The 23,880-nt window shown below is 72.2% G+C and carries 27 protein-coding genes; 12 read left to right on the top strand and 15 right to left on the bottom strand.

All coding sequences use genetic code 11. The features are described from left to right. Positions 1 to 36 precede the first annotated feature (36 nt). Positions 37 to 822 carry a histidinol-phosphatase gene (hisN, locus tag QRY02_RS42615; RefSeq protein WP_285988355.1) on the top strand — a complete coding sequence of 262 codons (786 nt, stop codon included), beginning with the start codon at positions 37 to 39 and terminating at the stop codon, positions 820 to 822. 134 nt (positions 823 to 956) lie between these two features. Next, positions 957 to 4,229: a GH92 family glycosyl hydrolase gene (locus QRY02_RS42610; RefSeq protein ID WP_285988354.1), complete on the top strand. Its 3,273-nt coding sequence runs from the start codon at positions 957 to 959 to the stop codon at positions 4,227 to 4,229. A 25-nt stretch (positions 4,230 to 4,254) separates the two neighbouring features. Here QRY02_RS42610 and QRY02_RS42605 read toward each other — a convergent pair whose 3' ends face one another. From QRY02_RS42605 to QRY02_RS42585, 5 genes are all read right to left on the bottom strand, one after another. Beyond that, positions 4,255 to 4,515 carry a hypothetical protein gene (locus tag QRY02_RS42605; RefSeq protein ID WP_003105220.1) on the bottom strand — a complete coding sequence of 87 codons (261 nt, stop codon included), beginning with the start codon at positions 4,513 to 4,515 and terminating at the stop codon, positions 4,255 to 4,257. Then, on the bottom strand, positions 4,515 to 5,495 hold the full coding sequence (locus tag QRY02_RS42600; protein ID WP_285988353.1) for a TNT domain-containing protein: 981 nt from the start codon (positions 5,493 to 5,495) through the stop codon (positions 4,515 to 4,517). Before QRY02_RS42600 ends, QRY02_RS42605 begins: the two co-directional genes overlap by 1 nt. Before the next feature lie 149 nt (positions 5,496 to 5,644). Continuing rightward, positions 5,645 to 6,574, bottom strand: coding sequence for a hydroxymethylglutaryl-CoA lyase (locus QRY02_RS42595; RefSeq protein ID WP_285988352.1), 930 nt, complete (start codon positions 6,572 to 6,574; stop codon positions 5,645 to 5,647). After that, entirely contained in the window at positions 6,574 to 7,158 is a 585-nt protein-coding gene (locus tag QRY02_RS42590) for a PH domain-containing protein (protein WP_285988351.1), read from the bottom strand. The genes QRY02_RS42595 and QRY02_RS42590 overlap by 1 nt, the downstream gene beginning before the upstream one ends. An 83-nt stretch (positions 7,159 to 7,241) precedes the next feature. Next, the gene (locus QRY02_RS42585) at positions 7,242 to 8,039 is read right to left on the bottom strand and encodes a biotin--[acetyl-CoA-carboxylase] ligase (protein ID WP_285988350.1); all 798 of its coding nucleotides are present in this window, start codon (positions 8,037 to 8,039) and stop codon (positions 7,242 to 7,244) included. Between the two features lie 81 nt (positions 8,040 to 8,120). Between QRY02_RS42585 and QRY02_RS42580 the strand changes: the two genes are divergently transcribed. Continuing rightward, entirely contained in the window at positions 8,121 to 9,149 is a 1,029-nt protein-coding gene (locus tag QRY02_RS42580) for a C40 family peptidase (protein ID WP_285988349.1), read from the top strand. A gap of 52 nt (positions 9,150 to 9,201) precedes the next feature. On the opposite strand, the gene QRY02_RS42575 is transcribed toward QRY02_RS42580, so the two are convergent. Beyond that, positions 9,202 to 9,852: a response regulator gene (locus QRY02_RS42575; RefSeq protein WP_285988348.1), complete on the bottom strand. Its 651-nt coding sequence runs from the start codon at positions 9,850 to 9,852 to the stop codon at positions 9,202 to 9,204. Next, positions 9,849 to 10,949 carry a sensor histidine kinase gene (locus tag QRY02_RS42570; RefSeq protein WP_285988347.1) on the bottom strand — a complete coding sequence of 367 codons (1,101 nt, stop codon included), beginning with the start codon at positions 10,947 to 10,949 and terminating at the stop codon, positions 9,849 to 9,851. The genes QRY02_RS42575 and QRY02_RS42570 overlap by 4 nt, the downstream gene beginning before the upstream one ends. A 188-nt stretch (positions 10,950 to 11,137) precedes the next feature. On the opposite strand from QRY02_RS42570, the gene QRY02_RS42565 reads away from it, so the two are divergent. The 3 genes from QRY02_RS42565 to QRY02_RS42555 are packed head-to-tail and all read left to right on the top strand — an operon-like array spanning position 11,138 to position 12,264. Then, positions 11,138 to 11,461, top strand: coding sequence for a DUF6223 family protein (locus tag QRY02_RS42565; protein WP_285988346.1), 324 nt, complete (start codon positions 11,138 to 11,140; stop codon positions 11,459 to 11,461). 10 nt (positions 11,462 to 11,471) lie between these two features. Further along, complete coding sequence (locus QRY02_RS42560; RefSeq protein WP_285988345.1) at positions 11,472 to 11,810, top strand: VOC family protein; 339 nt, start codon at positions 11,472 to 11,474, stop codon at positions 11,808 to 11,810. Between the two features lie 55 nt (positions 11,811 to 11,865). Then, positions 11,866 to 12,264: a nuclear transport factor 2 family protein gene (locus QRY02_RS42555; protein WP_285988344.1), complete on the top strand. Its 399-nt coding sequence runs from the start codon at positions 11,866 to 11,868 to the stop codon at positions 12,262 to 12,264. Here the strand turns inward: QRY02_RS42555 and QRY02_RS42550 are convergent. After that, a complete protein-coding gene (locus QRY02_RS42550) occupies positions 12,222 to 13,271 on the bottom strand; it encodes an oxidoreductase (RefSeq protein ID WP_285988343.1) in 1,050 nt (349 codons plus the stop codon). The genes QRY02_RS42555 and QRY02_RS42550 overlap by 43 nt on opposite strands. Positions 13,272 to 13,336: 65 nt before the next feature. On the opposite strand from QRY02_RS42550, the gene QRY02_RS42545 reads away from it, so the two are divergent. Further along, a complete protein-coding gene (locus QRY02_RS42545; protein ID WP_285988342.1) occupies positions 13,337 to 14,191 on the top strand; it encodes a sigma-70 family RNA polymerase sigma factor in 855 nt (284 codons plus the stop codon). Here the strand turns inward: QRY02_RS42545 and QRY02_RS42540 are convergent. Continuing rightward, a complete protein-coding gene (locus tag QRY02_RS42540; RefSeq protein WP_285988341.1) occupies positions 14,181 to 14,768 on the bottom strand; it encodes a dihydrofolate reductase family protein in 588 nt (195 codons plus the stop codon). The genes QRY02_RS42545 and QRY02_RS42540 overlap by 11 nt on opposite strands. A gap of 190 nt (positions 14,769 to 14,958) precedes the next feature. On the opposite strand from QRY02_RS42540, the gene QRY02_RS42535 reads away from it, so the two are divergent. Together QRY02_RS42535 and QRY02_RS42530 are read left to right on the top strand one after the other, a co-directional pair. Continuing rightward, entirely contained in the window at positions 14,959 to 15,783 is an 825-nt protein-coding gene (locus QRY02_RS42535) for a class I SAM-dependent methyltransferase (RefSeq protein ID WP_285988340.1), read from the top strand. Positions 15,784 to 15,798: 15 nt separating this feature from the next. Further along, positions 15,799 to 16,458, top strand: a complete 660-nt coding sequence (locus QRY02_RS42530) for a TetR/AcrR family transcriptional regulator (RefSeq protein WP_353068272.1) — start codon at positions 15,799 to 15,801, stop codon at positions 16,456 to 16,458. Between the two features lie 25 nt (positions 16,459 to 16,483). On the opposite strand, the gene QRY02_RS42525 is transcribed toward QRY02_RS42530, so the two are convergent. Further along, entirely contained in the window at positions 16,484 to 16,867 is a 384-nt protein-coding gene (locus QRY02_RS42525; protein WP_285988338.1) for a nuclear transport factor 2 family protein, read from the bottom strand. A 96-nt stretch (positions 16,868 to 16,963) separates the two neighbouring features. Here QRY02_RS42525 and QRY02_RS42520 point away from each other — a divergent pair, with 96 nt between their 5' ends. Next, complete coding sequence (locus QRY02_RS42520; RefSeq protein WP_285988337.1) at positions 16,964 to 17,866, top strand: LysR family transcriptional regulator; 903 nt, start codon at positions 16,964 to 16,966, stop codon at positions 17,864 to 17,866. On the opposite strand, the gene QRY02_RS42515 is transcribed toward QRY02_RS42520, so the two are convergent. Together QRY02_RS42515 and QRY02_RS42510 are read right to left on the bottom strand one after the other, a co-directional pair. Beyond that, complete coding sequence (locus QRY02_RS42515) at positions 17,823 to 18,707, bottom strand: transglutaminase-like domain-containing protein (protein ID WP_285988336.1); 885 nt, start codon at positions 18,705 to 18,707, stop codon at positions 17,823 to 17,825. The genes QRY02_RS42520 and QRY02_RS42515 overlap by 44 nt on opposite strands. Before the next feature lie 22 nt (positions 18,708 to 18,729). Continuing rightward, on the bottom strand, positions 18,730 to 19,728 hold the full coding sequence (locus tag QRY02_RS42510) for a GlxA family transcriptional regulator (RefSeq protein ID WP_285988335.1): 999 nt from the start codon (positions 19,726 to 19,728) through the stop codon (positions 18,730 to 18,732). 70 nt (positions 19,729 to 19,798) lie between these two features. Between QRY02_RS42510 and QRY02_RS42505 the strand changes: the two genes are divergently transcribed. Further along, positions 19,799 to 20,575, top strand: coding sequence for an NAD(P)H-dependent oxidoreductase (locus QRY02_RS42505; protein WP_285988334.1), 777 nt, complete (start codon positions 19,799 to 19,801; stop codon positions 20,573 to 20,575). Positions 20,576 to 20,622: 47 nt separating this feature from the next. On the opposite strand, the gene QRY02_RS42500 is transcribed toward QRY02_RS42505, so the two are convergent. Both QRY02_RS42500 and QRY02_RS42495 read right to left on the bottom strand, forming a co-directional pair. Beyond that, positions 20,623 to 21,372 (bottom strand): SDR family oxidoreductase, encoded by a 750-nt coding sequence (locus tag QRY02_RS42500; RefSeq protein ID WP_285988333.1) that lies wholly within the window; start codon positions 21,370 to 21,372, stop codon positions 20,623 to 20,625. Beyond that, positions 21,369 to 22,220, bottom strand: coding sequence for an NAD(P)-dependent oxidoreductase (locus tag QRY02_RS42495; protein ID WP_285988332.1), 852 nt, complete (start codon positions 22,218 to 22,220; stop codon positions 21,369 to 21,371). Before QRY02_RS42495 ends, QRY02_RS42500 begins: the two co-directional genes overlap by 4 nt. Positions 22,221 to 22,302: 82 nt before the next feature. Here QRY02_RS42495 and QRY02_RS42490 point away from each other — a divergent pair, with 82 nt between their 5' ends. Further along, the gene (locus QRY02_RS42490; RefSeq protein WP_285988331.1) at positions 22,303 to 22,668 is read left to right on the top strand and encodes a winged helix-turn-helix transcriptional regulator; all 366 of its coding nucleotides are present in this window, start codon (positions 22,303 to 22,305) and stop codon (positions 22,666 to 22,668) included. On the opposite strand, the gene QRY02_RS42485 is transcribed toward QRY02_RS42490, so the two are convergent. Further along, positions 22,634 to 23,824, bottom strand: coding sequence for an FAD-dependent monooxygenase (locus tag QRY02_RS42485; protein WP_285988330.1), 1,191 nt, complete (start codon positions 23,822 to 23,824; stop codon positions 22,634 to 22,636). The genes QRY02_RS42490 and QRY02_RS42485 overlap by 35 nt on opposite strands. Positions 23,825 to 23,880: the final 56 nt, after the last annotated feature.

Raw genomic sequence — 23,880 nt, 5'->3', positions numbered from 1 at the left:
CTGGCCAACTCTACGGCTCACGGGCGTGAAACCATCGTGACCGTGCCTGGCTACGAAGATGATCTGGCTCTCGCCACCCGGCTGGCCGACGCCGCCGACGCGATCACGACGGCGCGGTTCCGCGCCCTGGACCTGGCGGTGGAGCGCAAGCCCGACCGCACCCCGGTGACCGACGCCGACACCGCGGTCGAGGACGCGATCCGCGCACTGCTGGCGGCCGAGCGCCCGGACGACGCGGTGCTCGGCGAGGAGCGCGGCGGCTCGGCCGCGGCGGGCCGCGCGTGGGTGCTCGACCCGATCGACGGGACCAAGAACTTCCTGCGAGGAGTACCCGTTTGGGCGACCCTCATCGCCCTCGTGGAGGACGGCGACCCGGTCGTCGGCCTGATCAGCGCGCCCCTGCTGGGCCGCCGCTGGTGGGCGGCTTCGGGCGGCGGGGCGTTCTCGAGCGACTCGGCCGGCACCCGCCGGCTGTCGGTTTCGAAGGTTTCGTCCCTTTCGGACGCTTATCTGTCCACAACGGACCTCAATTCCTGGACCGAGTACCACTCGCGCGAGAAGTACCTGGGCCTGGTGGACGCGTGCTGGGAGACCCGGGCGTTCGGCGACTTCTGGCACCACGTGCTGGTGGCCGAGGGCGCGTTGGACGTGGCGGCGGAGTGCATCGTCAACCCGTGGGACGTCGCGGCCGCGCAGGTGATCGTGACCGAGGCGGGTGGCCGGTTCAGCGATCTGGACGGTGCCGGGCGCTACGACAACGGGAGCGCGCTCTCGACGAACGGCCACCTCCACGAGGCAGCGCTGGCGATCCTGAAGCGCTGACGGGATGGGCCGCTTGGCGGGCACTTCTTGACCGATCTGGACCACCAGTGGTTCACTCCGGGTGCTCGCCGGGTCACCCGGTCTTCTGACAACGTTGTCAACCCGGCTGATCCGCTCACCCCGGGAGGAAGAGCATGCGCAGAGTCGTCACCGCGGCTTTGATCGTCCCCCTCGTCACCGTCAGCCTGACCAGCCCCGCCCTCGCGAACGCCGAACCCGCGAACCGCGATTTCGCCGCCTACGTCAACCCGTTCGTCGGCGCGAAGGCCGGCGACACCCCCGAGACCAACACCTACGCCGGCGACACGTTCCCCGGCGCCGACGTCCCCTTCGGCATGGTGCAGTGGAGCCCGGACACGCCGCTGCAGCCCAAACCACCCGCCGGCCAGGGCCGCTACTACGCCCGCGACCGCGATGGCGGCTACGCCTGGGAAGAGAACCGCCTCCGCGGTTTCAGCCTCACCCACTTCAACGGCGCCGGCTGCGGTGGCGCGGCGGGTGACGTCCCGTTCCTGCCGTTCGCCGGCACCCTGACCACCTCTCCCGCCGTCGACGCGACGAAGTACTTCCCCACCTTCAGCCACGCGAACGAATCGGCGTCACCCGGCTACTACAAGGTGACGACCGACTCGGGCATCACCACCGAGCTCACCGCCACCCAGCGCTCCGGCCTGGGCCGCTTCACCTTCCCGAAGAACTCGCCCGCCACCCTGCTGATCGACGTCGCGCAGTCCGCGATGGGCAGCGACGACGCCGCCGTGACCGTGGACCCGGCACGGCGCACGGTCGAAGGCTGGGTCTCCAGCGGCCACTTCTGCCGCGGCCCGAACACCTACAAGGTCTACTTCCAGGCCACCTTCGACCAGCCGTTCACCACGTCCGGGACCTGGCAGGACGCGACCGTGACGCCCGGCGGGACCGGCGCCCGCGGCGGCAACCTGAGCAAGACGACGTGGGACAAGCAGGTCGTCACCGCCGAGGGCGGCTCCGGCGCCTACCTGACCTTCGACCCGGCGAAACCGGTCCAGGTGCGCGTCGGACTGTCCTACGTGGACGCCGCGGGCGCCCGGCTCAACGCCGCGCTGGAACAGCGGCACGACTCCTTCGACACCGTGAAGGGCAACGCACGCAGGACGTGGAACGACCGGCTGCGCCAGATCGCCGTCGAAGGCGGCACGGACGCGGCGACCAGGACGTTCTACACCGCGCTGTACCACACGCTGCTGCAGCCCAACGTATTTTCCGATGTGGACGGTCGTTATCCCGGCTTCGACAAGGCGATCCACCACGCGAAACCAGGTCACGCCCAGTACGCGAACTTCTCCGGCTGGGACACCTACCGCGACGAGGTCCAGCTGCTGTCGCTGCTCGCCCCGCACGAGGCTGCCGACATGGCGCAGTCGATGCTCAACCAGGCCGACCAGGCCGGCGGGATCTGGGACCGCTGGTCGCAGAACAACGACTTCATGGGCGTGATGGGCGGGGACCCGTACCACTCGATCATCGCCAGCACGTACGCCTTCGGCGCCACGGACTTCGACGCCCGCAGTGCCTTGAAGTCGATGGTCGGCGGCGCCACCCGCGTCCAGCAGGCGGGCGAACGCGCGCTCGAACGCCCCGGCCTGTCGGACTACCTGACGCTGGGCTACCACCCCAACAACGTCTCGGACATGCTCGAGGAGACGACGGCCGACTTCGGCATCGCGCAGCTGGCCCAGCGGCTGGGTCAGAAGAGCACCTACCAGCAGTTCATGGCCCGCGCCCAGTACTGGGAGAACGTCTACAACCCGGCCACCGGCTACCTGCAGACCCGGATGCGCGACGGCCAGTTCCTTTCGCCGTTCGATCCCGCGCAGTACCAGGAGATGCGCTACCAGGAGGGGAACGCGGCGCAGTACACGTGGATGGTGCCGTACAACGTCCGCGGCCTCTTCGACGCGATGGGCGGCAACGAAGCCGTGAAGAAGCGTCTCGACTTCTTCTTCACGAAGCTGAACAGCGACGCCAGTTCGCCGTACGCGTTCATGTCGAACGAGCCGTCGTTCGAGGTGCCGTGGGAGTACGCCTACGCGGGTGCGCCTTCGAAGACGCAGGACATCGTGCGGCGCTCGGCGGAGCTGCTGTTCAAGCCGGGCGAGGACGGCCTGCCCGGCAACGACGACCTCGGTGCGACGTCGGCGTGGTACGTCTTCGCCGCGCTCGGCATGTACCCGGAGGCGCCCGGGCGCGCGGAACTGGTCCTGGCCAGCCCGATGTTCCCGAAGATCACGCTGACGCGGGCGACCGGGCAGCGGATCGCGATCACCGCGCCCGGCGCGTCCAGCTCGGTGAAGTACGTGAGGAACCTGCAGGTGAACGGCCGGCCGAGCACCAAGCCGTGGCTTCCCGAATCCTTCGCGGTGAAAGGCGGACGGCTGGACTTCACCCTCGGCGCGTCGCCGACGTCGTGGGGTTCGGCGGCCTCGGACGCCCCGCCGTCGTTCCGCGACGGCGAGGTCCCGGTGCGCGGCCGCGTCGGCCCGGGCCGCGTCGTGGTCGCGCCGGGCGGAAACACCAGCGCCACGGTGACCGTCGAAGGCATCACCGGCGCGGGCACGGTGTCCTGGCAGGCGAAGCCACCGGCGGGGATCACCGTGACGCCGTCGAGCGGCACGCTCACCGTGGGCGCGCACGGGACCGCCGCGCAGCAGGTGAAGGTCACCGCTACGGCCGGGATGCCGGACGCGTACACGAGCGTGCCGGTGAGCTTCAGCGGGCAACCGGTGCCCGCGTACCTGCCGGTGACGGTCGGAAAGCCGGGCACGCTCCACGCGGCGAACACGAACGTCGGCGTCACCGACGACCGGCTCGTCCAGTACGGCGACTTCGGCGAGACCGACCTCTACCCGGGTGGGTTCGCGTTCTCCTACTCGGCGCAGGGGTTCGCCGCCAACGGCATCACGCCGGGTGGGACGGTGACCGCGAACGGGCAGCAGTACCGCTGGCCGTCGAGCCCGACGGGGTCGCCGGACAACGTGATCGCGGCGGGGCAAACGCTTGCGGTGGACGCGCCGGTGGGGGCGACGAAGCTGTCGTTCCTCGGCGCGGCGACCGGCGCCGACGCCCAGGGCACGGTGACGGTCACCTACACCGACGGTTCGACGCAGCAAGCTTCTCTGGGCCTGTCGGAGTGGCTGCTGAACGGCGGTGCGGAGACGCCGCAGTTCGGGAACACGGTGGTCGCGAAGGTGCCATACGTGAATTCGGCGTTCCCGAGGTACATGTTCCGGCTGCAGCGGCCGTACACGTCATACCTGTTCGCGACGGCCCCGATCGCCCTGGACCCGGCCAAGCAGGTTCGGAGCATCACCCTGCCCACCGCCACCGGCGCGGGTCAGGAGCACATCTTCACCTACGCCGTGAGCTGACCGGGCGGCCCGGGTCGTGCGTCCGTCACGACCCGGGCAGCAGGCCGACGGCGCCACGGGCGACCTGGGCCCAGGCCAGCCGGCCGAACAGGTAGTGGCACGCCACCTGTTCGCTGGTGAACCGCGCCCAGTCGTAGCGGTTGCCCTGCTCGCGCCAGAACACCTCCCACGCCTCGTCTTCGCCCTGCATCAGGCACCAGGCGTTGTCGACCTCGGCGCCGAGCGAGACGACCTCCGGCGGCACGCCCAGCACGCCGAGCCACCGCTGGATCGACTGGGTGTTCATCAGTCCTCTTCCCCCTTGGCCTCGGCGAGGTAGCCGAGGGTCACCAGTTCGTCGGCCGCCAGCAGGGCACGGTACCGCGTACCGCCGCCGACCTGCCCGAACCAGTTCGCGGTCTCCGAGCGCCACATCGGCACCTTGCGCACCACGACGTACCGGCGGTATTCGGCGTCGAGGAACGCGGGTGGCAGGGAGCGTTCCGCGAACGGCGTGCCGTCGGCGAAGAGCACCCGCCCGTACGCCGGGCCGAAGCGGTCGAGGACCGTGTCGGCCGGGACCATCACCGGCTCGGGCCAGTCCACGCTGCTCTCGGGGAACTGCTCGCCCGGTGGCCACGCGTATTCGGGGCCGAGATCGCTGTGCCCGACGACGAACCGGCGGATCCAGACCGCCTGGGTGGCGCGCGCGTACGGCACGTACCCGTCGGTGAGGTGCCGCGGCACCGGCCGCGACGGCGCGGTCGGCGAGCGGCGGAAGCCCGCGGTGACGTTGGTCAGGGCCTGGTCGTCGAAGATCAGCCGGGCGTCCGGGTGGTCGTTCGGCGGGAAGCCGTCGGGGTCGTCGGGCAGCGGCAGCTGGCGTGCCGGCTTGTCCATCGCCACCGGCAGGTGCCCGATCGGGAACATGTGCACCAGGAACAGCGCGACGACGCTTTCCCGTTCCTTGCGCGGCGAGCCGAGCGGCGGCAGCGGTGCGGGCGACCCCGGGTTCGGTGGCGGGCCCGCGACCGGCGGTGGCCCGGCCACCGGCGGCGGCAGCGGGGCCGGCGTCGGCGGGGCCGGTGGAGCCGGGGGCAGCGGGAACGGCGGCAGCAGCGGCGACACCGCGTGCGGCCAGGCCGCGGGGTTGCCCGAGGGCGGGGTCGGGGCCTCTTCGAAGGCGCCCGAATCCGCCATGCCGTACCCGGGCAGCTGCACCGGCCCGGTGTCGAGGTCGGCCTCGACCGGTTCGGAGCCCGCCTCGGAAGGCTCGGTCACACCCATCCTCCGGCTCGGTCGGTGCCCGGGGGCACACGCTGTTCGACGCGGCCGCGGCGCTGCCGGTCCCCCTTGATACCGCACCCCTTCCCCCGGGGCGCGACGAGGTCAGTTTCTCCTTCGGGGGCTCCGGGTGGCGGAGCCCCTGGCCCCGGTCAACACAGTGCGGCGACCACGCGGGACGGGCTCGGGCGGCCGAGCTGTCCCGCCATCCACACGCTGGCCGCCACCAGCGCGTCCAGGTTGACACCGGTGGCCACCCCGAGACCCTCCAGCATCCACACCAGGTCCTCGGTCGCCAGGTTGCCGGTGGCCGATTCGGCGTACGGGCAGCCGCCGAGCCCGCCCGCCGAAGAGTCCACAGTCGACACTCCACATCGGAGCGCCGCGAGCGTGTTGGCGAGAGCTTGACCGTAGGTGTCGTGGAAGTGCACGGCCAAAGTGCCGACATCGCCGAAGAGCCCGATGAGCGCTTCGACCTGCCCGGCCGCCGCGACGCCGATGGTGTCGCCCAGCGAGAGCTGCGAGCACCCCATGTCCAGCAGGCGGCGGCCGGCGGCGGCGACCTGCTTCGCCGGCACGACGCCTTCCCAGGGGTCGCCGAAGCACATCGAGAGGTATCCGCGGACGGCCAAGCCCGCTTCCCGGGCCCGCGTGACGACCGGCTCGAACATCGCGAACTGGTCGTCGAGCGAGGAGTTGAGGTTCTTGCGCGCGAACGTCTCCGTCGCGCTGGCGAAGATCGCGATGTGCTCGACGCCGGCTTCGAGGGCCCGGTTCAGGCCCTTCTCGTTCGGGACCAGCACCGGGTACCGGACGCCTTGGCGGCGGTCGAGCCGGGCCAGCAGCTGCTCGGCGTCGGCGAGCTGCGGCACCCACTTCGGGTGGACGAAGCTGGTCGCCTCCAGCGTGGTGAGCCCGGCGCCCGCGAGGCGGTCGAGGAACTCCAGCTTGACCTCGACCGGGACGATCGCCTTCTCGTTCTGCAGCCCGTCGCGCGGGCCGACCTCCCAGATCGTGACGGACTCCGGCAGCTCCCCCGCCGAGGGGACCCGTTCGGGCAGGCCCAGTGCGCGCGTGCCCATCAGCGGCGTCGCTCGCCACGCGGCGGCCGGCCCTGGGGCGGCAGGGGCGTGGTCTGCTGGGGCTGCTGCGGGGCACCCGGCCGGTAGTCGTCGTACGGGTTGTCGTTGACCTCGCGGTAGATGACCGTGTGCACCTTCTCGACGTGCGGGATGTCCTCGAAACGCAACGGCTCGTCCGACGCCGACTCGATGATGAGCGTGCCGCAGCCGAAGACCCGGTCGAGCAGGCCGTGCTCGAACTGGACGCTGTTGATCCGGCCCATCGGGATGTCGATGCCGGTGCGCTTGAGGACGCCCTCGCGGGCGATCAGCCGGTCCGTCGTCACGATGAAATGGGTGGTCCGCCAGCGCACGAGCGGCGCCAGGAACAGCCACACGATCAGCACGAGCACCACGACCCCGATGGCGATCAGGCCGACCGTGTTCCACGGCGAGCCGGCGTCCTTCGCGAGGAGCGCCAGCCAGATGCCGGCGCCCACGGTGACCAGGAACGCGAGCGTCGGGAAGATCAGCATTTTGAAGTGGGGGTGACTGTGCACCACGACGTGCTCTTGCTCACTGAGCAAATCGTCCGGATAAGCCACGGCGGACGCTCCCAAGGTCGGTGCGGCGGTGTCGTCTCACCGTACCGGCGAGCGAGGAGGCGGTGGGCGCAACACCCGAAGAATCAGGCCGGACGCACGTGGACCACGTCACCTGCGAAGACGGTGTGCCGCTGCCCGCCCGCCACGTCGACCTGCAGCTGCCCGGCGGCGTCGATGTCGGCGGCGCGCCCGGTCAGCGACGTCCCGTCCGGCAGCTGCACCTCGACGTCCTGGCCGAGGGTCGCGCAGTGGGCGCGGTAGTCGCCGAGCAGCCCGGCCTCGGTGAGGTCGCCGCCGGCGAGGCGCCAGCGCCGCTCGAGGTCGTCGAACCCGGTGAGCAGCGCGACGGCGACGTCGGTGCGGTCGGTGTTCGTGGCGCCCTGCTCGGCCAGCGACGTCGCGGGCAGCCCGCCGGGGCCCGGCTGGACGTCGCCGAGGGGCAGCACGTTGAGGCCGATGCCGAGCACGATCGACGGGTCGTCCCCGGCGACGGCCTCGGCGAGGATGCCGGCGCACTTGGCGCCGTCGACCAGGACGTCGTTGGGCCACTTGAGCACGGCGTCCACTCCGACGGACGCAGCGGCCGCGCGGACGGCGAGCCCGGCGACGACGGACAGTGAGCCGAGCACCGAGAAGGGGACACCCGGCCGGAGCGCGACGCTCAGGTACAGCCCGGCCCCCTTCGGCGAGCTCCACGACCGGGCTCGCCGGCCGACCCCCGCGGTCTGCTCCTCGGCGAGCAGGACGGTCCGGTCGGCGGCGCCGTCTTCGAGCGCTTTCCGCAGGTCGGCGTTGGTGGAGCCGGTGCGTTCGACGACGTCGACCTTCGCGTAACGATCTTGGAGCGCCGTGGTGAGCCGGACAGCGTCGATCTCGGGCATGTGCCCACAATATGGGAGTCCCCCTAACGTGCAAGCTACTCGCTCGTTCACTAAGAGGTGCGCTCTTCTAGATTGGAACCTGTGACGACGAAGCCGAGTTCGTGGGCCCGTGGCGCTGCGCTGCGCGGTCTGGTCGCGCTGCCGCTCGTCGCCGGGCTCGTGACGGCGGGCTGGCTGCTGGCCGACCGGTCGCCGGAACCCGCGGCCGTCCCGGCTCCCCCGCCGGTGGTGCGCGACGCGGCGTCGGGCCCGTCGGTCCTCGAAGTCAGTGCACCGGTGAAGGCGCAGGAACCGGGCCAGGGCGCGTCCGGCCAGGGCGGCAAAAGCCCCTTGCAGCAGTGGGCCGACCAGCTGGCCGGGCCCCTCGACATCCCCGCGGACGCGCTGATCGGCTACGCGAACGGCGAACTCGCACTGCGCAGCGAAGACCCGTCGTGCCACCTCTCGTGGGTCACGCTCGCGGGTGTCGGCGCGGCGGCGTCCGACCACGGCCGGGGCGGCGGCAACCTGCTGGGCCTCTCGGCGACGCAGGCCAAGAAGTACGGCTCCGACGCGCCGGTCGCGGCCGGGCGCGTCCTCTGCGCGGGCGGCACCGACCTCGGCGCCGGCCCCGGCTGGTGGAAGGCCATCGCGGCGTACCACCCGGGCAGCGACACCGAACTGTTCCGCCAGCGCGTGCTCGGCATGGCGCAGCTGTACGCGACGCTGTCGCTCGACCCGGCATCGGCGGGCTCGCCGCGTGTCCGCGCGACCCGCTTCGCGCTGGGCCAGCTCGGCCTCCCGTACGTCTGGGGCGGCAACGGCCCGGACGCGGGCGCGGCGGGCTTCGACTGCTCCGGACTGACGAAGGCGTCGTACGACAGCGCGGGCGTCGCCCTCCCGCGGACGGCGGACAGCCAGTTCCGCGCGCTCCCGCCGGTCCCGCCGGCGCAGGAGCCCCGCCTGGGCGACCTGGTGTTCTACGGCAGCCCGGCAACGCGCATCCACCACGTCGGCCTGTACCTCGGCAACGGCCTGATGATCAACGCCCCGACCGAGGGCCAGGCGATCCAGATCCACACGTACCACTCGAAGGGCGACGACTACGCGGGCGCGGGCCGCCCGGCCTGACGAACCCCGATCCTGGGGGCCTCGAGCTCGGCCAGCACTTCCGTCACCTCGCTCACCGCGGCACCACCAGCCCCGATTCGTAGGCGAACACCACCAGCTGCGCCCGGTCGCGCGCGTGCAGCTTCGTCATGGCCCGGTTGACGTGCGTCTTCGCGGTCAGCGGACTGATCACCATCCGCGCGGCGATCTCCTCGTTCGACAACCCCCTCGCCACAAGCATGACGGCTTCGCGTTCCCGGTTCGTCAGCTCCGTCAGCCCCGCGCCGGGGACGAGCGGCTGGGTCACGTACCGGTCGATCAGCTTGCGGGTGATCGACGGCGCCAGCAGCGCGTCGCCGCGAGCCGCGACGCGCACCGCGTGCAGGAAGTCCTCCGGCTGGATGTCCTTGACCAGGAACCCGGCCGCCCCCGCGCGCAGCGCCTCGAAGACGTACTCGTCCAGGCCGTAGTTGGTCAGGATGACGACGTGCACCGCGGCCAGCGCCGGGTGCGCGGCGATGCGCCGGGTCGCCTCGATGCCGTCGACGCCGGGCATCTGGACGTCGACGAGCGCGATGTCCGGCAGGTGCGCCAGCGCGAGCCGCACCGCCTCGCCGCCGTCGCCCGCTTCGGCGACCACCTCGATGTCGTCTTCGACGTCGAGGAGCGCACGGAACCCGCTGCGGATCAGCGGCTGGTCGTCGGCCAGCAGGACGCGGATCACGTGGGGTCCACCGGCAGCTCGGCCTGGACGCTGAAGCCGCCTTCGCGGCGAGGCCCGGCCTGGAGCCGGCCACCCAGCGCCGTGACGCGCTCGCGCATCCCGGTCAGGCCGACGCCCGGCGCACTGTCCACGGTGGCCTGGCCGTCGTCGTCCACCCGGATGACCAGCGTGCCGGGCCGGTGGTCGATCCGGACCGACGCGGTGGCCGCGGCGGCGTGCCGGGCGACGTTGGTCAGCGACTCCTGGACGATCCGGTAGGCGGTCCGGCCGACCGCGGCCGGCACGGCGTCGCGCGGGCCCTCGACCGTCAGCTGCGCGTCGAGACCGGTGCTCCGGGCGCGGCGTACGAGGTCCGGGACGTCGTCGAGCCCGCGCGGCGGATCCTTGTCGTCGTCGCGCAACGCCTCCAGGGTCGCTCGCAGTTCCCGCGCCGCCTCGCGGCCGGCGTCGCGGATCGCCAGCAGCGCGTCGGGCACGTCTTCGCCGCGCTTGCGGGCCAGGTGGACGGCGACTTCGGCCTGCACCTTGATGACGGAGATCTGGTGGGTGAGCGAATCGTGCAGCTCCCGCGCGATGTGCAGCCGTTCCTCGTCCGCGCGCCGCCGCGCGGTTTCCTCGCGGGTGCGCTCGGCTTCGTCGGCCCGGCGCTCGGCCTGGCGCAGCGCCTCCCCCGCCGCCCCGGCGGCGATCAGCCACGCGATCTGGAGAACGTCCCGCGACTGCGTGAACGCCGCACCGGTGCCGGCCACGCCCGAAGCCAGGAGCGCGAGCGGAACCGCGGCCAGCATGAGCACCGAAGCGACGACCGCGGCGATCCGGTGTCCCGCCCGGACGGCGGCGTACACGGCGAAGAGGTAGGCGACGACGGGCACTTCGAAGCCGGCGACCTGGTAGGCGAGCGCGCAGACCGCGGTCACGGCCAGCACGGCGATCGGCGCCCGGCGGCGCGCGGCCAGCGCCAGCCCCCCGGCGGCCAGCGCGGCGTACCCCAGGACGTCGAGGTCCGCGGGCGCGTGCGTTGCGGACAGCCCGGCGACCACCAGGGCCACCGCGACGCCGGCGGCGATCACGCCGTCGAGGATCTGCGCGCGGCTCACCCCTGAACCCTAACCGGGTGACCGCGCGGCGAAGTCCCGCGCGAAGAGCATTTCCGGGCTACTGCGCCCGTGGTAGCGCGCCGGTTCCCTGCGGTGTCCGCGGCAGCGCGAAGTGTCTGCTCCGGCACAACGACGGGCGAGGAGTCCGGCGGACATGCTCTCGGAACACCCGAGAGAAGGAGCTGCTCATGAACGTCCACCTCGCCGCGGTCAGTGCCTACGACCTGACCCCGGGACGGCTCTGGTCCTTGATCGCCGTCGTCTTCGGCGTGGCCGGGGTGGTCGCGGGCGGGCTGGCACTGGCCCGCGGCCGGGGAGCCGTCGTGGCCTTGGCCGGCGGACTGGCCGCCGTCGTCATCGGCGGGTGGGTCGTGGCCGCCGCGAAGGGCGGGCCCGGTACCGGCTACGGGATCGTCGGGGGCTACGTGGACCTGGTGATCGGCGTGGCCGCCCTCGTCCTCGGCGGGCTGTCGATGGGCCGCTCGCGCGGTTTTGTCGGTGGTCGCCGCTAGCTTCGGGGGCATGTACGAAATCGACTTCGCCGAGTTCCCGTCCACGTCCGCCGCGGCGTCCGGGCAGTTCTTCGAGCGCGCGTTCGGCTGGGCGGTGACACCGTACGGCCCGGACTACACCGACGTCCGGGGCGCCGGCCTCACGTTGGGGTTCCAATCGGCCGCGGACGAACAGACCAGCGCGCCGCTGCTCACGATCCGCACGGACGATCTGACGGCGGCCCGCGAGGCGGTGACGGCAGCGGGCGGCGTGGTGACGAAGGAACCGTTCGCCTTCCCGGGCGGACGCCGTTTCCACTTCCGCGAGCCCGGCGGGAGCGAGCTGGCGGTGTGGTGCCCGGACGCCTGACGCGACGTCCGGTTTCCGCCGGTGGCCCGCTCACCGGTGCGCCATGGTGATCATCATGAGCGTCTCCGTTCTCGAAGGCATGTACGCCGCCGAAGCCGAGTACTTCGCCACCGGCGACTTCACCCCGCTGCGGCGGTTCTTCGCCCCGGACTTCGTGCTGTACCAGGCCGAGGGCCTGCCGTACGGCGGTGTCTGGCGCGGCCACGACGGTCTGCAGCGGTTCTTCGCGGTGATGAGCCGCACGTGGGCCGCCTTCGACTTCGTGGACCAGACGTTCCTCGCCACGACGTCCCCGCTCGTCGTGCTGACGAACGTGCGCGCCCGGGCCCGCGCCACCGGCCGCGAGCTCGCCTTCCCGATCCTCCAGACGATCACCGTGGCCGGTGGCCGCATCACCGAAGTCCGCCCGTTCTACTGGGACAGCGCCGCCATCGCGGCCGCCTGCTCGACGTAACCGGCGGCCCCGCCGCCGTAGTACGTCGCGGGGTCGGCCGGCACGGTCGGCAGCCCGAGGGCGAACCGCGTCACCAGGTCCGGGTTGGCGACGAAGTGCCGGGCGTAGGAAACCGCGTCGGCGAGGCCGGCCTCGATCACCGCGTTGCCCGTCTCGCGGTCGAAGCCGTTGTTGACGATCAGCGGGCCGTCGAACAGTTCGCGGTAGCGGGCGAAGGCCGCGAAGTCCGGTCCGGTGTCGGGACCCCGGAGGTGCAGGTAGTCCGCGGCGAGGCCGGCGACCAGTTCGTCGTACTCGGCGCGGAGTGCTTCGTCCACAGTGAACAGCCCGCCGGTCCACCACGGCGAAAGCCGGACGCCGACCCGGCCGTGCGCGGCGGCCGCTTCGACGACCTCGGCGAGCAACCTGCGGCGCGCGGCGGGCGAGCCGCCGTAGGCGTCGGTGCGGTGGTTGAGCCGCGGGTGCAGGAACTGCGCGAGCAGGTACACGCCGTTGGCCGCGATCTCGACGCCGTCGAACCCGGCGCGGTGCGCCTTCTCGGCCGCCGTGCCGTAATCCGCGACCGTGGCCCGGATTTCGGCCACGTCCATCTCGCGCGGGGTGACGGTGCGGCGCCGTCCGGACGCTGGGTACACCGGCTCGGCCGGGTTCACGGCCGACGGCCCCGCCGGCGGCCCGCCGAGGAAGTCCGGGTGCGAAACGGCTCCGGTGTGCCACAGCTGCACGACGATCCGGCCGCCGAGCGCGTGCACGACGTCCGTGACCCGCCGCCACCCGTCGACCTGTGCTTCGGTGTAGATCCCCGGGACGTCCGAGAAGCCGATGGCCCGTTCGCTCACCCAAGTGCCTTCGGCGACGATGAGCCCGGCGCCGGCGCGCTGCGCGTAGTAGGCGGCCTGGAGGTCGCCCGGCACGCCGCCGGGGACACGCGCCCGGGTCGTCGGCGCCACGACGACCCGGTTCGGCAGGCGCCAGCCGTCCAGGCCGGCAGGGGTCAGCAAGCTCATCCGGTCACCTCCGGTCGCGGGGATACGTCGAGGAGGCGACGGTGGCTCCGAGTGAAAGGTGACCGATGGACGACCTGGCGGCGGAATTCGAGGCCGAACGCGGCCGGCTGCACGGGCTGGCCTACCGGATGCTCGGCTCGGCGGCCGAAGCGGACGACGCCGTGCAGGAAGCGTGGTTGCGGCTGAACCGGGTGGACTCGGTCGACAACCTGGCGGCCTGGCTGACGACGGTCGTCTCCCGCGTCTGCCTCGACGTCCTGCGGTCGCGGAAAGCCCGCCGCGAGGAGCCGTTCGAGGTGTTCCCGGACCCGGTGGACGACGCCGATCCGGCGGACGAAGCCGCGCTCGCCGACGCGGTGGGCCGGGCGCTGCTCGTCGTGCTGGACGCGCTCGGGCCGGCCGAGCGGATCGCGTTCGTGCTGCACGACCTCTTCGCGGTGCCGTTCGACCGGATCGCCCCGGTGCTGGACCGGACACCGGTGGCGGCGAAGAAGCTGGCGAGCCGTGCGCGGCACCGGATCCGGGGTACTTCCCCGCTGCCCCCGGCCGACCTGGCCCGGCACCGCCGGGTGGTCGACGCGTTCCTGGCCGCGGCCCGTGGCGGCGACCTCTCCTCACTGCTCGACGTGCTGGCCCCGGACGTCGTCCGCCGCGCCGACGCCGCCGCGCTCCCGGTGGGCGCGGCGCTCGAGACGCGGGGGGCCCGCGCGGTGGCCGAGGAGACCCGGGTGTTCGGGAAACGGGCCCGGTTCGCCGAAGCGGCCCTGGTCGACGGCGCGGTCGGCGTCGTCGTCGCGCCCCGCGGACGGCTGGTGCTCGCGTTGGCCGTGGCGGTCGAAGGCGAGCGGGTGGCGGCGTATGAGGTGATCGCCGACCCCGCCCGCCTCGCCGCGCTGCACGTCACGCTCCTCAGCGCTTGATCCGGTAGGACAGGTGCGTCACACCGGTGCCCTCGGTGACCTCGGGGTCGGTCAGCTTGGTGGTGGCGTCGAGGTGGTCGAAGAAGCGGACGCCGGAGCCGAGCAGCACGGGGACGAGGTCGACCTGGACGCCGTCGAGCAGGCCGAGGTTGAGGCACTGCTGGGCGATCGTCGTGCTGGCGACCGCGACGGTCTTGTCGCCGGCGGTCTTCTTGGCCTGCTCGACGGCGCTTTCGAGGCCGTCGGTGACGAAGGTGAACGGCGCGTCCGGGTGCGGCCAGTCCGCGGGCTCCTCGTGGGTGACGACGAAGACCGGGACGCCCATCGGGTGCGTGCCGCCCCAGCCCTGGGTGAGGTTGAACAGGCGGCGGCCGGTGATCAGCGCGCCGACGTTCTCCATTGCCGCGCGCAGCATCTTCGCGCTCGCTTCGGAGGTCTTGAAGGTGGCCCAGTCGACGGCGGTGGGGATCTCGACGTCACCGTTGCCGAACCACTCGAACAGGTGATCGATGCGGTCTTCCGGGTCGGCCACGAAGCCGTCGAGGGACATGGACATGTTGGCGATGACGTCGGCCATTTCGAACTCCTTTTCACTGATCAGAGGCGCTTTGCCCTGATGACGAGAAGTCTTCCGCGTTCGCCCGCCCGGAAGATCTGCCACCTGGCCGACATCCGGCGGCGGGTGGCCGATGCCTTGACAGCGGGTGGCAGCGGCGGCAGCATGAACATGTGTTCATGAACGCGTGTTCACCAGGGAGGGAATGGGGATGACGGGGATCGTCAACACCGCACAGGCCGAGGCGTGGAACGGCTACGAAGGAGAGCACTGGGCGACGCACGCCGACCGCTACGACGCCGTGAACAGCGGCTTCAACGGTTTCCTGCTCGAGCGGGTGGGCGCGGACGATCGCGTGCTCGACATCGGCTGCGGCAACGGCCAGCTGACGCGGCTCGCCGCGGCGCGGGCCCGGTCCGCGATCGGCGTCGACCTGTCCGGGCCGATGCTCGCGACCGCGACCGCGCGGGCGCGGGCGGCCGAGGTGCCGAACGTGACGTTCGAGCAGGGCGACGTCCAGGTCCACCCGTTCGCCGACGGCGGGTTCGACCTGGCGGTCAGCCGGTTCGGGGTGATGTTCTTCGCCGATCCGGTGGCGGCGTTCGGCAACGTCCGGCGCGCGCTTGCCCCCGGCGGCCGGCTCGCGTTCCTCTGCATGACGGCGCTGGCCGGCACCGATCTCGGCCGGGTGTTCGGCGCGATGGCCGCCTACCTGCCGCAGCCGACCGGGCCGGACGGCAGCGGGCCGACGTCGTTCGCGGACCCGGACCGGACCAGGGCGGTGCTGACCGAAGCCGGCTTCGAAGACGTGGTGTGCACCCCCGTCGAGGCCGGCCAGGTCTGGGGCCGCGACGTCCCCGACGCGGCCCGGTTCATGGCGGGCTGGGGCCCGGTCCGCCACCACCTGGGCCTGCTCGACAGCGCGACGGCGGCCAAGGCGACCGAAGCCCTCGCGGCGGCGCTCGAGCCGTTCGCGGGTCCGGACGCGGTCCGGCTGCGCGGCACGGCGTGGCTGGTCACGGGAAGGAGGCCGTAGCGGGGCGCCCGTACGATGGCGGTGATGTCACCGAGGAAAGCCGCCGCCCAGCAGGACGGGCAGTCACTGCACGACCTGCTGCTCGAGACCGCGCAGAAGATGATCGCCACGCACGGCACCGTCGGGATGACCGTGCGCGGGATCGCGCGCATGGCGGGCGTCGCCGACGGCGTGCTCTACAACCACTTCTCCGACAAGGAGGAGCTGGTGGCCCGGGCCCTGCTGGAGCACGTGCGCACGACCGAGGCGGAGCTGGGCGAGCTGCCGGTGCCCGGCGAAGGCACCATCATCGGGAACCTCCGCCGCCACGTGGAGTTCGGCCTGGCGCTGCACAAGGCGCTCGTGCCGGCGTTCAGCGGCCTGGTGGCGCAGCCCCGGGTGCTGGAGCGGTTCGCGGAGATCAGCGAGCGGTCCGGCTACTGGCGCGACCGGCTGGTGGCCTACCTCGAAGCCGAGCGGGCACTGGGCCGCCTGGACCCGGAGTCCGAAGTGGACGCAACGGCGGCGATGCTGGTGGGCTACTGCCACGCCTCGGTGCTGACGACGGTCTTCCCGCACACGGCACCCCTCGATCCGCCGCCGGTGAACTCGGTGGTGAGCGCCGCACTGCACGGCATCGCGCCGAGGGAGATCGAACCGGAGGCGGACGAGGCCGGCACGGTCGCCGACGGGTGATGTCCCGCGGCGCGGGACGGCACGCCTAGATCATCGGGTTGCCGCTCGCCGTCGCCTCCGGGACCTCCTGCACCACGTCCCAGTGCTCGACGATCCGGCCGTCGCGCACCCGCATCACGTCCGCGATCGCGCTGCCACGCGATCCGGGCGTCAGGCGCAGGAGGCTGTGCGTGCAGACGAGGTCGTCCTCGGCGATCACCCGGCGGACGTCCAGGGTGAGCTCCGGGAACCGGGCCACGAACCCGGCCAGGTAGCGGGCCGAGGCCGCCGCGCTCGCCGGGGCGTGGGGGTTGTGCTGGACGTAGCCGTCGCCGACGTACTCGGCGAAGGCGTCGACCGGGCGCTTCTCGGTGAAGGCCAGCCGGAGGAAAGCGAGGACCACTTCCTTGTTGTGCTGCGGTTCCGTCATCGATGTCCGTCCTTTGTGGAGTTATCGACACCAAGCCCACCGTGCGCGAAGGAGAAAGGGAAAGACCTGTGGAGTCTGCCGCGATACTCTCCCGATATGGACGATGTCGAGGTCCGTGAGCTGCGGTATTTCCGCGCGGTCGCCGAAGAGCTGAACTTCTCCCGCGCCGCCGAGCGGCTCGGGATGGCGCAGCCACCGCTGTCGCGCGCGATCCGGCTGCTGGAGCGGCGGCTCGGTGTGCAGCTGTTCGAACGCACCAGCCGGCACGTCTCGCTGACGCCGGCCGGCGCCGTCCTCTTCACCGAGTCGGCGAAGGCACTGGACGCCGTCACCGCGGCGGTCCGGCGCACGCGGCGGGCGGCGCAGCGGACGCCGGCACTGGTCGTCACGGCGAAGCCGGGGGTCGCGACCGATCTGCTGCGGCGGATCGCCGATGCGCACCCGGACCCGGTCGACGTCCGGGTCAGCGGGTTCGGCGAACAGACGGAGATGCTGCGGGACGGCCGGGCGGACGTGGCCGTGCTCGGCTGCCACGGCGGCACCCACCACGGCCTGGACGTCGAGGTGCTGTTCAGCGAGCCGCGGGTGGCCGCACTGCCCTCGGACCACGAGCTCGCCGGCCGGTCCGTGCTGACCTGCGCCGACTTCGCCGGCCGGCCGACGCCGTGCTGGCCGCTCTCCTCGGCCGCGGACCGGGCGTACTGGTCCGGGCAGGACGTGACCGGCGGGTCGGTGACGCCGGGACCGATCGTGCACGACAGCGCCCAGCTGCTGGAGACGGTCGCGCTCGGGCAGGCGGTCGCGCTGCTGCCCGCGTCGGTCGCCGAGCTGCGCTCGCGGGACGACGTCGTCTACCGGCCGGTCGTCGACGCGACGCCGTACTCGCTGGCCCTCGCCTGGCCGGCCGGGGCGCGGGACCCGCGGATCGCGCGGTTCGTGCGGACCGCCGCCGAAGTCAGCGAAGCACTACCTCGGCCGGGAGCCGTCCCGGCGGGGTGACCGTGTGGATCACCGGCGGCACCCGCAGGTCGTCGGCCTCGAAGGCCACTCGCAGCTGCTCGACGTCCGCGTCGGCCATCAGCTCGGCCAGCTCGTCGGCGCGGGCGAGGGTGGCCGGGGCGAGCGTGGCGGAGTCGTCGATCGCGCCCCAGATGTCCCACTGGAGCATCTCGTGCTTGTTGAGCGCGGCGAGGTCGAACACGAGGTTGTGCCACGCGTACGGGATCCCGCGCAGGAACGGCACGTCCAGGTCCGGCGAAATGACCAGCAGGGCCGGGTCGAGCTCGCCGGAGCGGACGGCGGTCCACGCGTCGGGGCCGGTCAGGAACCGGGCGCGGGGGACGTCGAGGAGGTCGAACGCCACGTCGTCCACGGGGTCGCGGAAGCCGGGTGACAGCTGGGGCTCGACCAGGCGCCAGCCGTCGGCGGTGCGGACCTCGGCGACGACGTGGTCGAGGTACCAGCCGGGCATCAGGTAGCTCGCGAAGCCGACTCGGGCGCGGGCCGGGATGCCGTGGTGGCGGGCCATCGAGAGGAACAGCAGCGTGAAATCGCGGCAGCAGCCGACGATCCGGTGCAGCGGCGGCCGCGGCTCGCCGGGTGGGGCCGGGTCGAGCTCGCGCAGGCGCGCCCACATGACCGCGGCGTACCGCAGGGTGATCTCGTCGTTGCGGGCGGCCGGGAAACCGTGTTCGGTGATGTCGCCCGAACCCCAGTAGTGGAAGACCAGCTGGGACGCCGCTTCACGCAGAACGGCGAGGTCGGCCGGGGTGGCGTCGAGCCAGTCCGCGTGCGGGCCCGGGTCGCTGAACCGGCTGTGGCTGACGTAGAAGTCGTCCATAACTGGTGAAGCTAGCGAAATTTCAGCCCGCTTGAACAGCCAGTTCTCCGCGGAACGTCGACCGGTACGCGCTCGGCGACACCCCGAGCGCCGCCTGGAAGTGCTGGCGCAGCGAGGCCGCCGTGCCGAAGCCGGCTTCCGTGGCGACGCGGTCGACCGGCAAGTCCGTCTCCTCGAGGAGCTGGCGGGCGCGCTCGATCCGTTGCTGGGTCAGCCACTGCAGGGCCGAGATGCCGACCTCCTCGCGGAAGCGGCGGGTGAACGTGCGCGTGCTCATCGCCTCGCGGGCGGCGAGCTCGCGCAGGGTCAGCGGCCGGTGCAGGTTCTCCAGCGCCCATGCCCGCGCCGCCTTCGTCGACGACGTGCGGGGCTCGGGCACCGGCCGCCGGACGAACTGGGCCTGGCCGCCCTCGCGGTGCGGGGACACGACCGTGCCGCGGGCGACTTCGTTGGCCACCGCCGCGCCGTGGTCGCGGCGGATCATGTGCAGCACCAGGTCGATTCCGGCGGCGACGCCCGCCGACGTCAGCACGTCGCCGTCGTCGGTGTAGAGCACGCACGGGTCGACGTCGACCTCGGGGAACCGGTCCTGCAGTTCCTCCGCGGAACGCCAGTGGGTGGTGGCCCGGCGGCCGTCGAGCAGGCCGGCCGCGGCGAGCACGAACGCGCCGGTGCAGATGGACGCGATGCGCGCGGCCGGCGGGATGCGGTCGAGGGCGGCCTTGAGCGGCGGGGTCAGCACGCGCGCCATCGGCTCGTACTCGGCCAGGGACGCCGGGACGATCACCGTGTCGGCCTCGGCCAGCACCTCGGGGCCGCGGTCGACCGGGATGGCGACGTCTGCGTCGGTGCGCACCGGGCCGGGCTCGAGCGTGCAGGTCACGACCTCGTACAGCGGCTCCCCCGCCGCCGAGCGGGCCTGGCCGAACAGGCGGTGGACGATGCCGAGTTCCATCACGAGCATGCCGTGGCGGACCAGGACGGCGACGTGGTGGCGGTTGGGGTGCACGAATTCGGCCATGGCTCGATTCTTGCACATGTTGGCTTTCCGGCCACTCGATCGCGCGGGGCGGCCGGATGACCATGGGGACATGAACGTGTTGTGGGTTTTCGCGCATCCCGAGCCCCGCTCGCTGAGCGGGGCCCTCCGTGACGACGGGCTCCGGACGCTCCGGGAGCTCGGTCACGACGTCCGGGAATCAGATCTGTACGCCATGAAGTGGAACCCGGTGGTCGACGCCGCCGACTTCGGCGCCGAGGCCGGGGACGGCCGGCTGGTCGTCGGGGCGACGTCGGCCCGGGCGCACGCCCGCGGCGAGCTGAGCGCGGACATCGTCGCCGAGCAGGACAAACTGGAGTGGGCGGACGCGGTCGTCGTGCAGTTCCCGCTGTGGTGGTACGGCCTGCCGGCGATCCTCAAGGGCTGGTTCGACCGCGTCTTCGTGAAGGGCTTCGGGTACGGCGTCCGCGCCGAGGACGGCCGGACCCTGCGCTACGGCGAGGGCCGGCTCGCGGGCAAGCGCGCGATGGTGGTGCTCACCGCGGGTGCCCGCGAGCCGGCCATGGGGCCGCGCGGGGTGAACGGCGCGCTGGACGAGGTCCTGTTCCCGCTGCACCACGGGACGCTCTTCTACGCCGGCATGTCGGTGCTGCCACCGGTGGCGGTCTACGGCGCCGACCGGGTGCCGGACGACCGGTTCGCCGAGGCACGGGACCGGCTTCGCGAACGCCTGCGGACGCTGGCGACGACGGACCCGATCCCGTTCCGCACGCAGAACGGCGGCGACTACGACGAAGACCTGGTCCTCCGCCCCGACCGCGCACCAGGGGTCACCGGCCTGGCCGCCCACCTCACGCAGGCAAAGTGAGGAACGGCTCCGCCCGCGAGCCGGGGCGATCGGCGCGGGCGCTCACCTCACGCGGGCAAGGTCAAGCGCTGCCCCAGACCGCCGTCCACCGGAAGGTCGGCGCCCGTGGTGAACGTTGCGTCGAACGCCAGGAAGAGCACCGCCGCCGCGACCTCCTCCGCGGTGGCGTGGCGCTTCAACGGCGTGCTCTCGTCGCCGATCGCCTTGAACTCGGCCAGCACCTGCTCCGGGACGCCGGTGACGCCCATCGTCGGCGTGTCGGTGTAGCCGGGGCTGACCACGTTGACCCGGATCCCGCTCGGCGCCAGCTCGGCCGCGTACGTGCGGGCGAACGAGCGCACCGCCGCCTTCGCCGCCGAGTACAGGCCCATCCCGGCGATCCCCGCCTCGGCCGCGACCGATGTCGTGAACACGAAGGAGCCGCCGGACCGGACCAGCGGGGCCAGCCGCCGGGCCGTGAAGTACGCGCCCTTGGTGTTGACGTCGAACGTCCGGTCGTAGAGCTCGGGCGTCGCCTCCTCATACGACGTCAGCGTCGAGAACCCGACGTTGACGAACACCAGGTCCAGCTCGCCGAGCGTGTCCGCGGCCACCTCGCCCAGCTCGGCGACGTCGGCCAAGCGCGCCGCGTCCGAGGACAGCAGGTGCGCCTTGCCCGGCAGCGTTCCCCGCAGCGGGGTCACGTCCCGGCCGGTCAGCAGCACCTCCGCGCCGCCGTCGAGCAGGGCGCGCACCACCGCGAGCCCCATTCCGTGCGTGCCGCCGGTGACGACGGCCTTCTTGCCCTGGTACTTCACCGGATCTCCTCGATGACGCTGGCGATCGCGTGCGAACCGTGGCCCGCCGCGACCGCTCGGTCGAACAACTCCCGCAGCGCCGCGGGCACCGCCGTGCCGATCCCCTGCGCGCGGCTCGTCTCGACCAGCAGGCCGAGTCCCGCCGCGTTGATGTCCAAAGCGGACACGTCGGTGGCGTAGTCGCCGCTGGCGACCTGCGCACCGATGCCCGGCAGGAATCCGCCGACGGCCGACTGCCACGCCGACGCCAGCGGCTCGAACCGCTCAGGCGTGACACCCTCGGTGCCGACCAGCGCCAGCGCGTGCAGGTAGCCGGCCATCGTCGACCACATCATGCCGAGCAGCGCCAGGTCGTACAGCGCCGCCAGCCCGGCGTCCTCGCCGAGGAACACCGACGTCCCCAGGACTTCCAGCACGTCGCGCTGCGCCGCGAACGCCGGTTCCGAGCCGCCGTAGAGGATCTGCGCCGCCGGCGTCCCGATTCCCTGCGGCACGGCCATGATCACGCCGTCCACGTAGTCGATGCCCTCGGACGCGGCCCACTTCGCGACGCCACGCGCCTGCTCCGGTGTCCCGGACGTGAGGTTGACGAGCACCTTCGGGGACGCGGCTTCCAGTACCGGCTGCTGCGTGTCGTATGTGGACAGACAGCTGAGGACGACGTCGGCCGAAGCCGCCTCCGCCGGTGTGGCCGCGAGGCGGGCACCGCGGTCGAGCAGTGGTGCCGCCTTGAGCGGCGACCGGTTCCACACCGAGACGTCGTGCCCCGCCCCCAAGAGCGCGCCGGCGAGGGCGGCGCCCATCCGCCCCAGGCCTAGCACGCCCACGTGTTTCTTGCTTTCTCCCATGGGTTCCATGCTGCTGATGCGCTTTACACTGGACAAGTACCGACTAATAAGTCAGGTACCCACCAAAACGTAAGGATCCTGGATGCAGCCTCGAACGTACCGCTGCGGATTGGACGCGGCCGTCGACGTCATCGGCGGCCGCTGGAAGGCCCTGATCCTCTGGGCGCTGCACGCCGAGCCGCTGCGGTTCGGCGAGCTGAAGCGGAAGGTGGCGGGGATCAGCGAAAAGATGCTGATCCAGGCGCTGCGGGAGCTGGAGGCCGACGAGGTCGTGCACCGCGAGGTGTTCCACGAGATCCCGCCGAAGGTCGAGTACTCGCTGACCGGGCTGGGTCAGCGGCTGAACACGGCGTTGCTGCCGCTGGGCGACTGGGGCGAGGAGAACATGGCCGGTATCGCGAAGCGCCGCGGAGTCACGCCGGCGCCACCGCATACGGCTTCAGCGTGATCGCGTTGCCCGCCTTGAGCGGCAGCTCTTCGATCAGCTTGCGCCACGGCAGGTACGGCAGCAGCCGGTAGTTCAGGTTGCGGAACTTCAGCCACCCGCGCGTCGGCGGGACGAACCACTTCCCGTTGCCCTCGGCCAGTTTCTGGCAGGCGTCGACGAAGCCGCGCATCTCGCGGGAGTAGGCGTCGAACGCCGTCGCGTGGTCGCCGCCCGCGGCCGCGAGCTCGCCCGCCAGCACGTACGCGCCGACGATCGCCAGGCTCGTCCCCATCCCGGAGAGCGGCGCGGCGCAGTACGCGGCGTCGCCGACCAGCGCAACGCGCCCGCGTGCGCAGGAGTCCAGCTTGATCTGGCTCGCCGAGTCGAAGTAGAAGTCCGGCGCGTCCCACATGGCCCTCAGCAGCGTCGACGTCTCCCAGCCGACGTCACGGAACGTCTCCTCGACGATCCGGCGCTGCTGCCCGACGTCGCGGTGGTCGTGGTCCAGCCGGTCGGAACCGAACCAGAACAGCGCCTTGGCCTCGGTGTTGTCCCGCGCGCTGTAGACGCCGACGGTCCGGTTCGGCTCGTTGTAGAACCGGCCGGCGCGGTCGAGGCCGAGGTGGTTGGGCACGGTGAAGATCGAGACGTAGTAGCCGAGGTCGCGGCGGAACCGGGACTCCTTGCCGAAAGCCAGCGACCGCACGTTCGAGTGCAGCCCGTCGGCCCCGATGACCAGGTCGAACTCGCGCGGCTCGCCGTGGGCGAAGGTGACCGTGACGCCGTCGCCGTGCTCGGCGATGCCGGTGACGGAATCGCCGAAGACGTACTCGACGCCGTCCCGCGTCGCGTCGTACAGGATGCGCGCGAGGTCGCCGCGCAGGATCTCGAGCTCGCCGCTCTGGTAGGTCGGCGGCGTGACCACCAGCGGCCGGTTCGCACTGTCCACATAGGTCACTTCGCCCATCCGGGTCGCCGCCGCTTCGACCGCGCCGAGCAGGCCCATGCGGTCGAGGACCCGCAGGGACGCGCCGCGGAAGTCGACCGCGTAGCCGCCGTCACGCAGCTCGGGAGCGCGTTCGACGACCGTCGGCGTGAAGCCGTGGCGGCGGAGCCAGAAGGCCAGCGCGGGACCGGCGACGCTCGCGCCGGAGATGAGGACTCGTCCGTTCTGCATGACGGGAACGGTAACCCCGATTTGGGCGATCGCGCAAGACGTTCGCCTAAGACGTT

The organism is Amycolatopsis sp. DG1A-15b (assembly GCF_030285645.1).
Taxonomy (GTDB): Bacteria; Actinomycetota; Actinomycetes; order Mycobacteriales; family Pseudonocardiaceae; genus Amycolatopsis.
The sequence above is the reverse complement of the archived record's forward strand: the minus strand, read 5'-3'. Positions and strand labels throughout refer to the sequence as shown.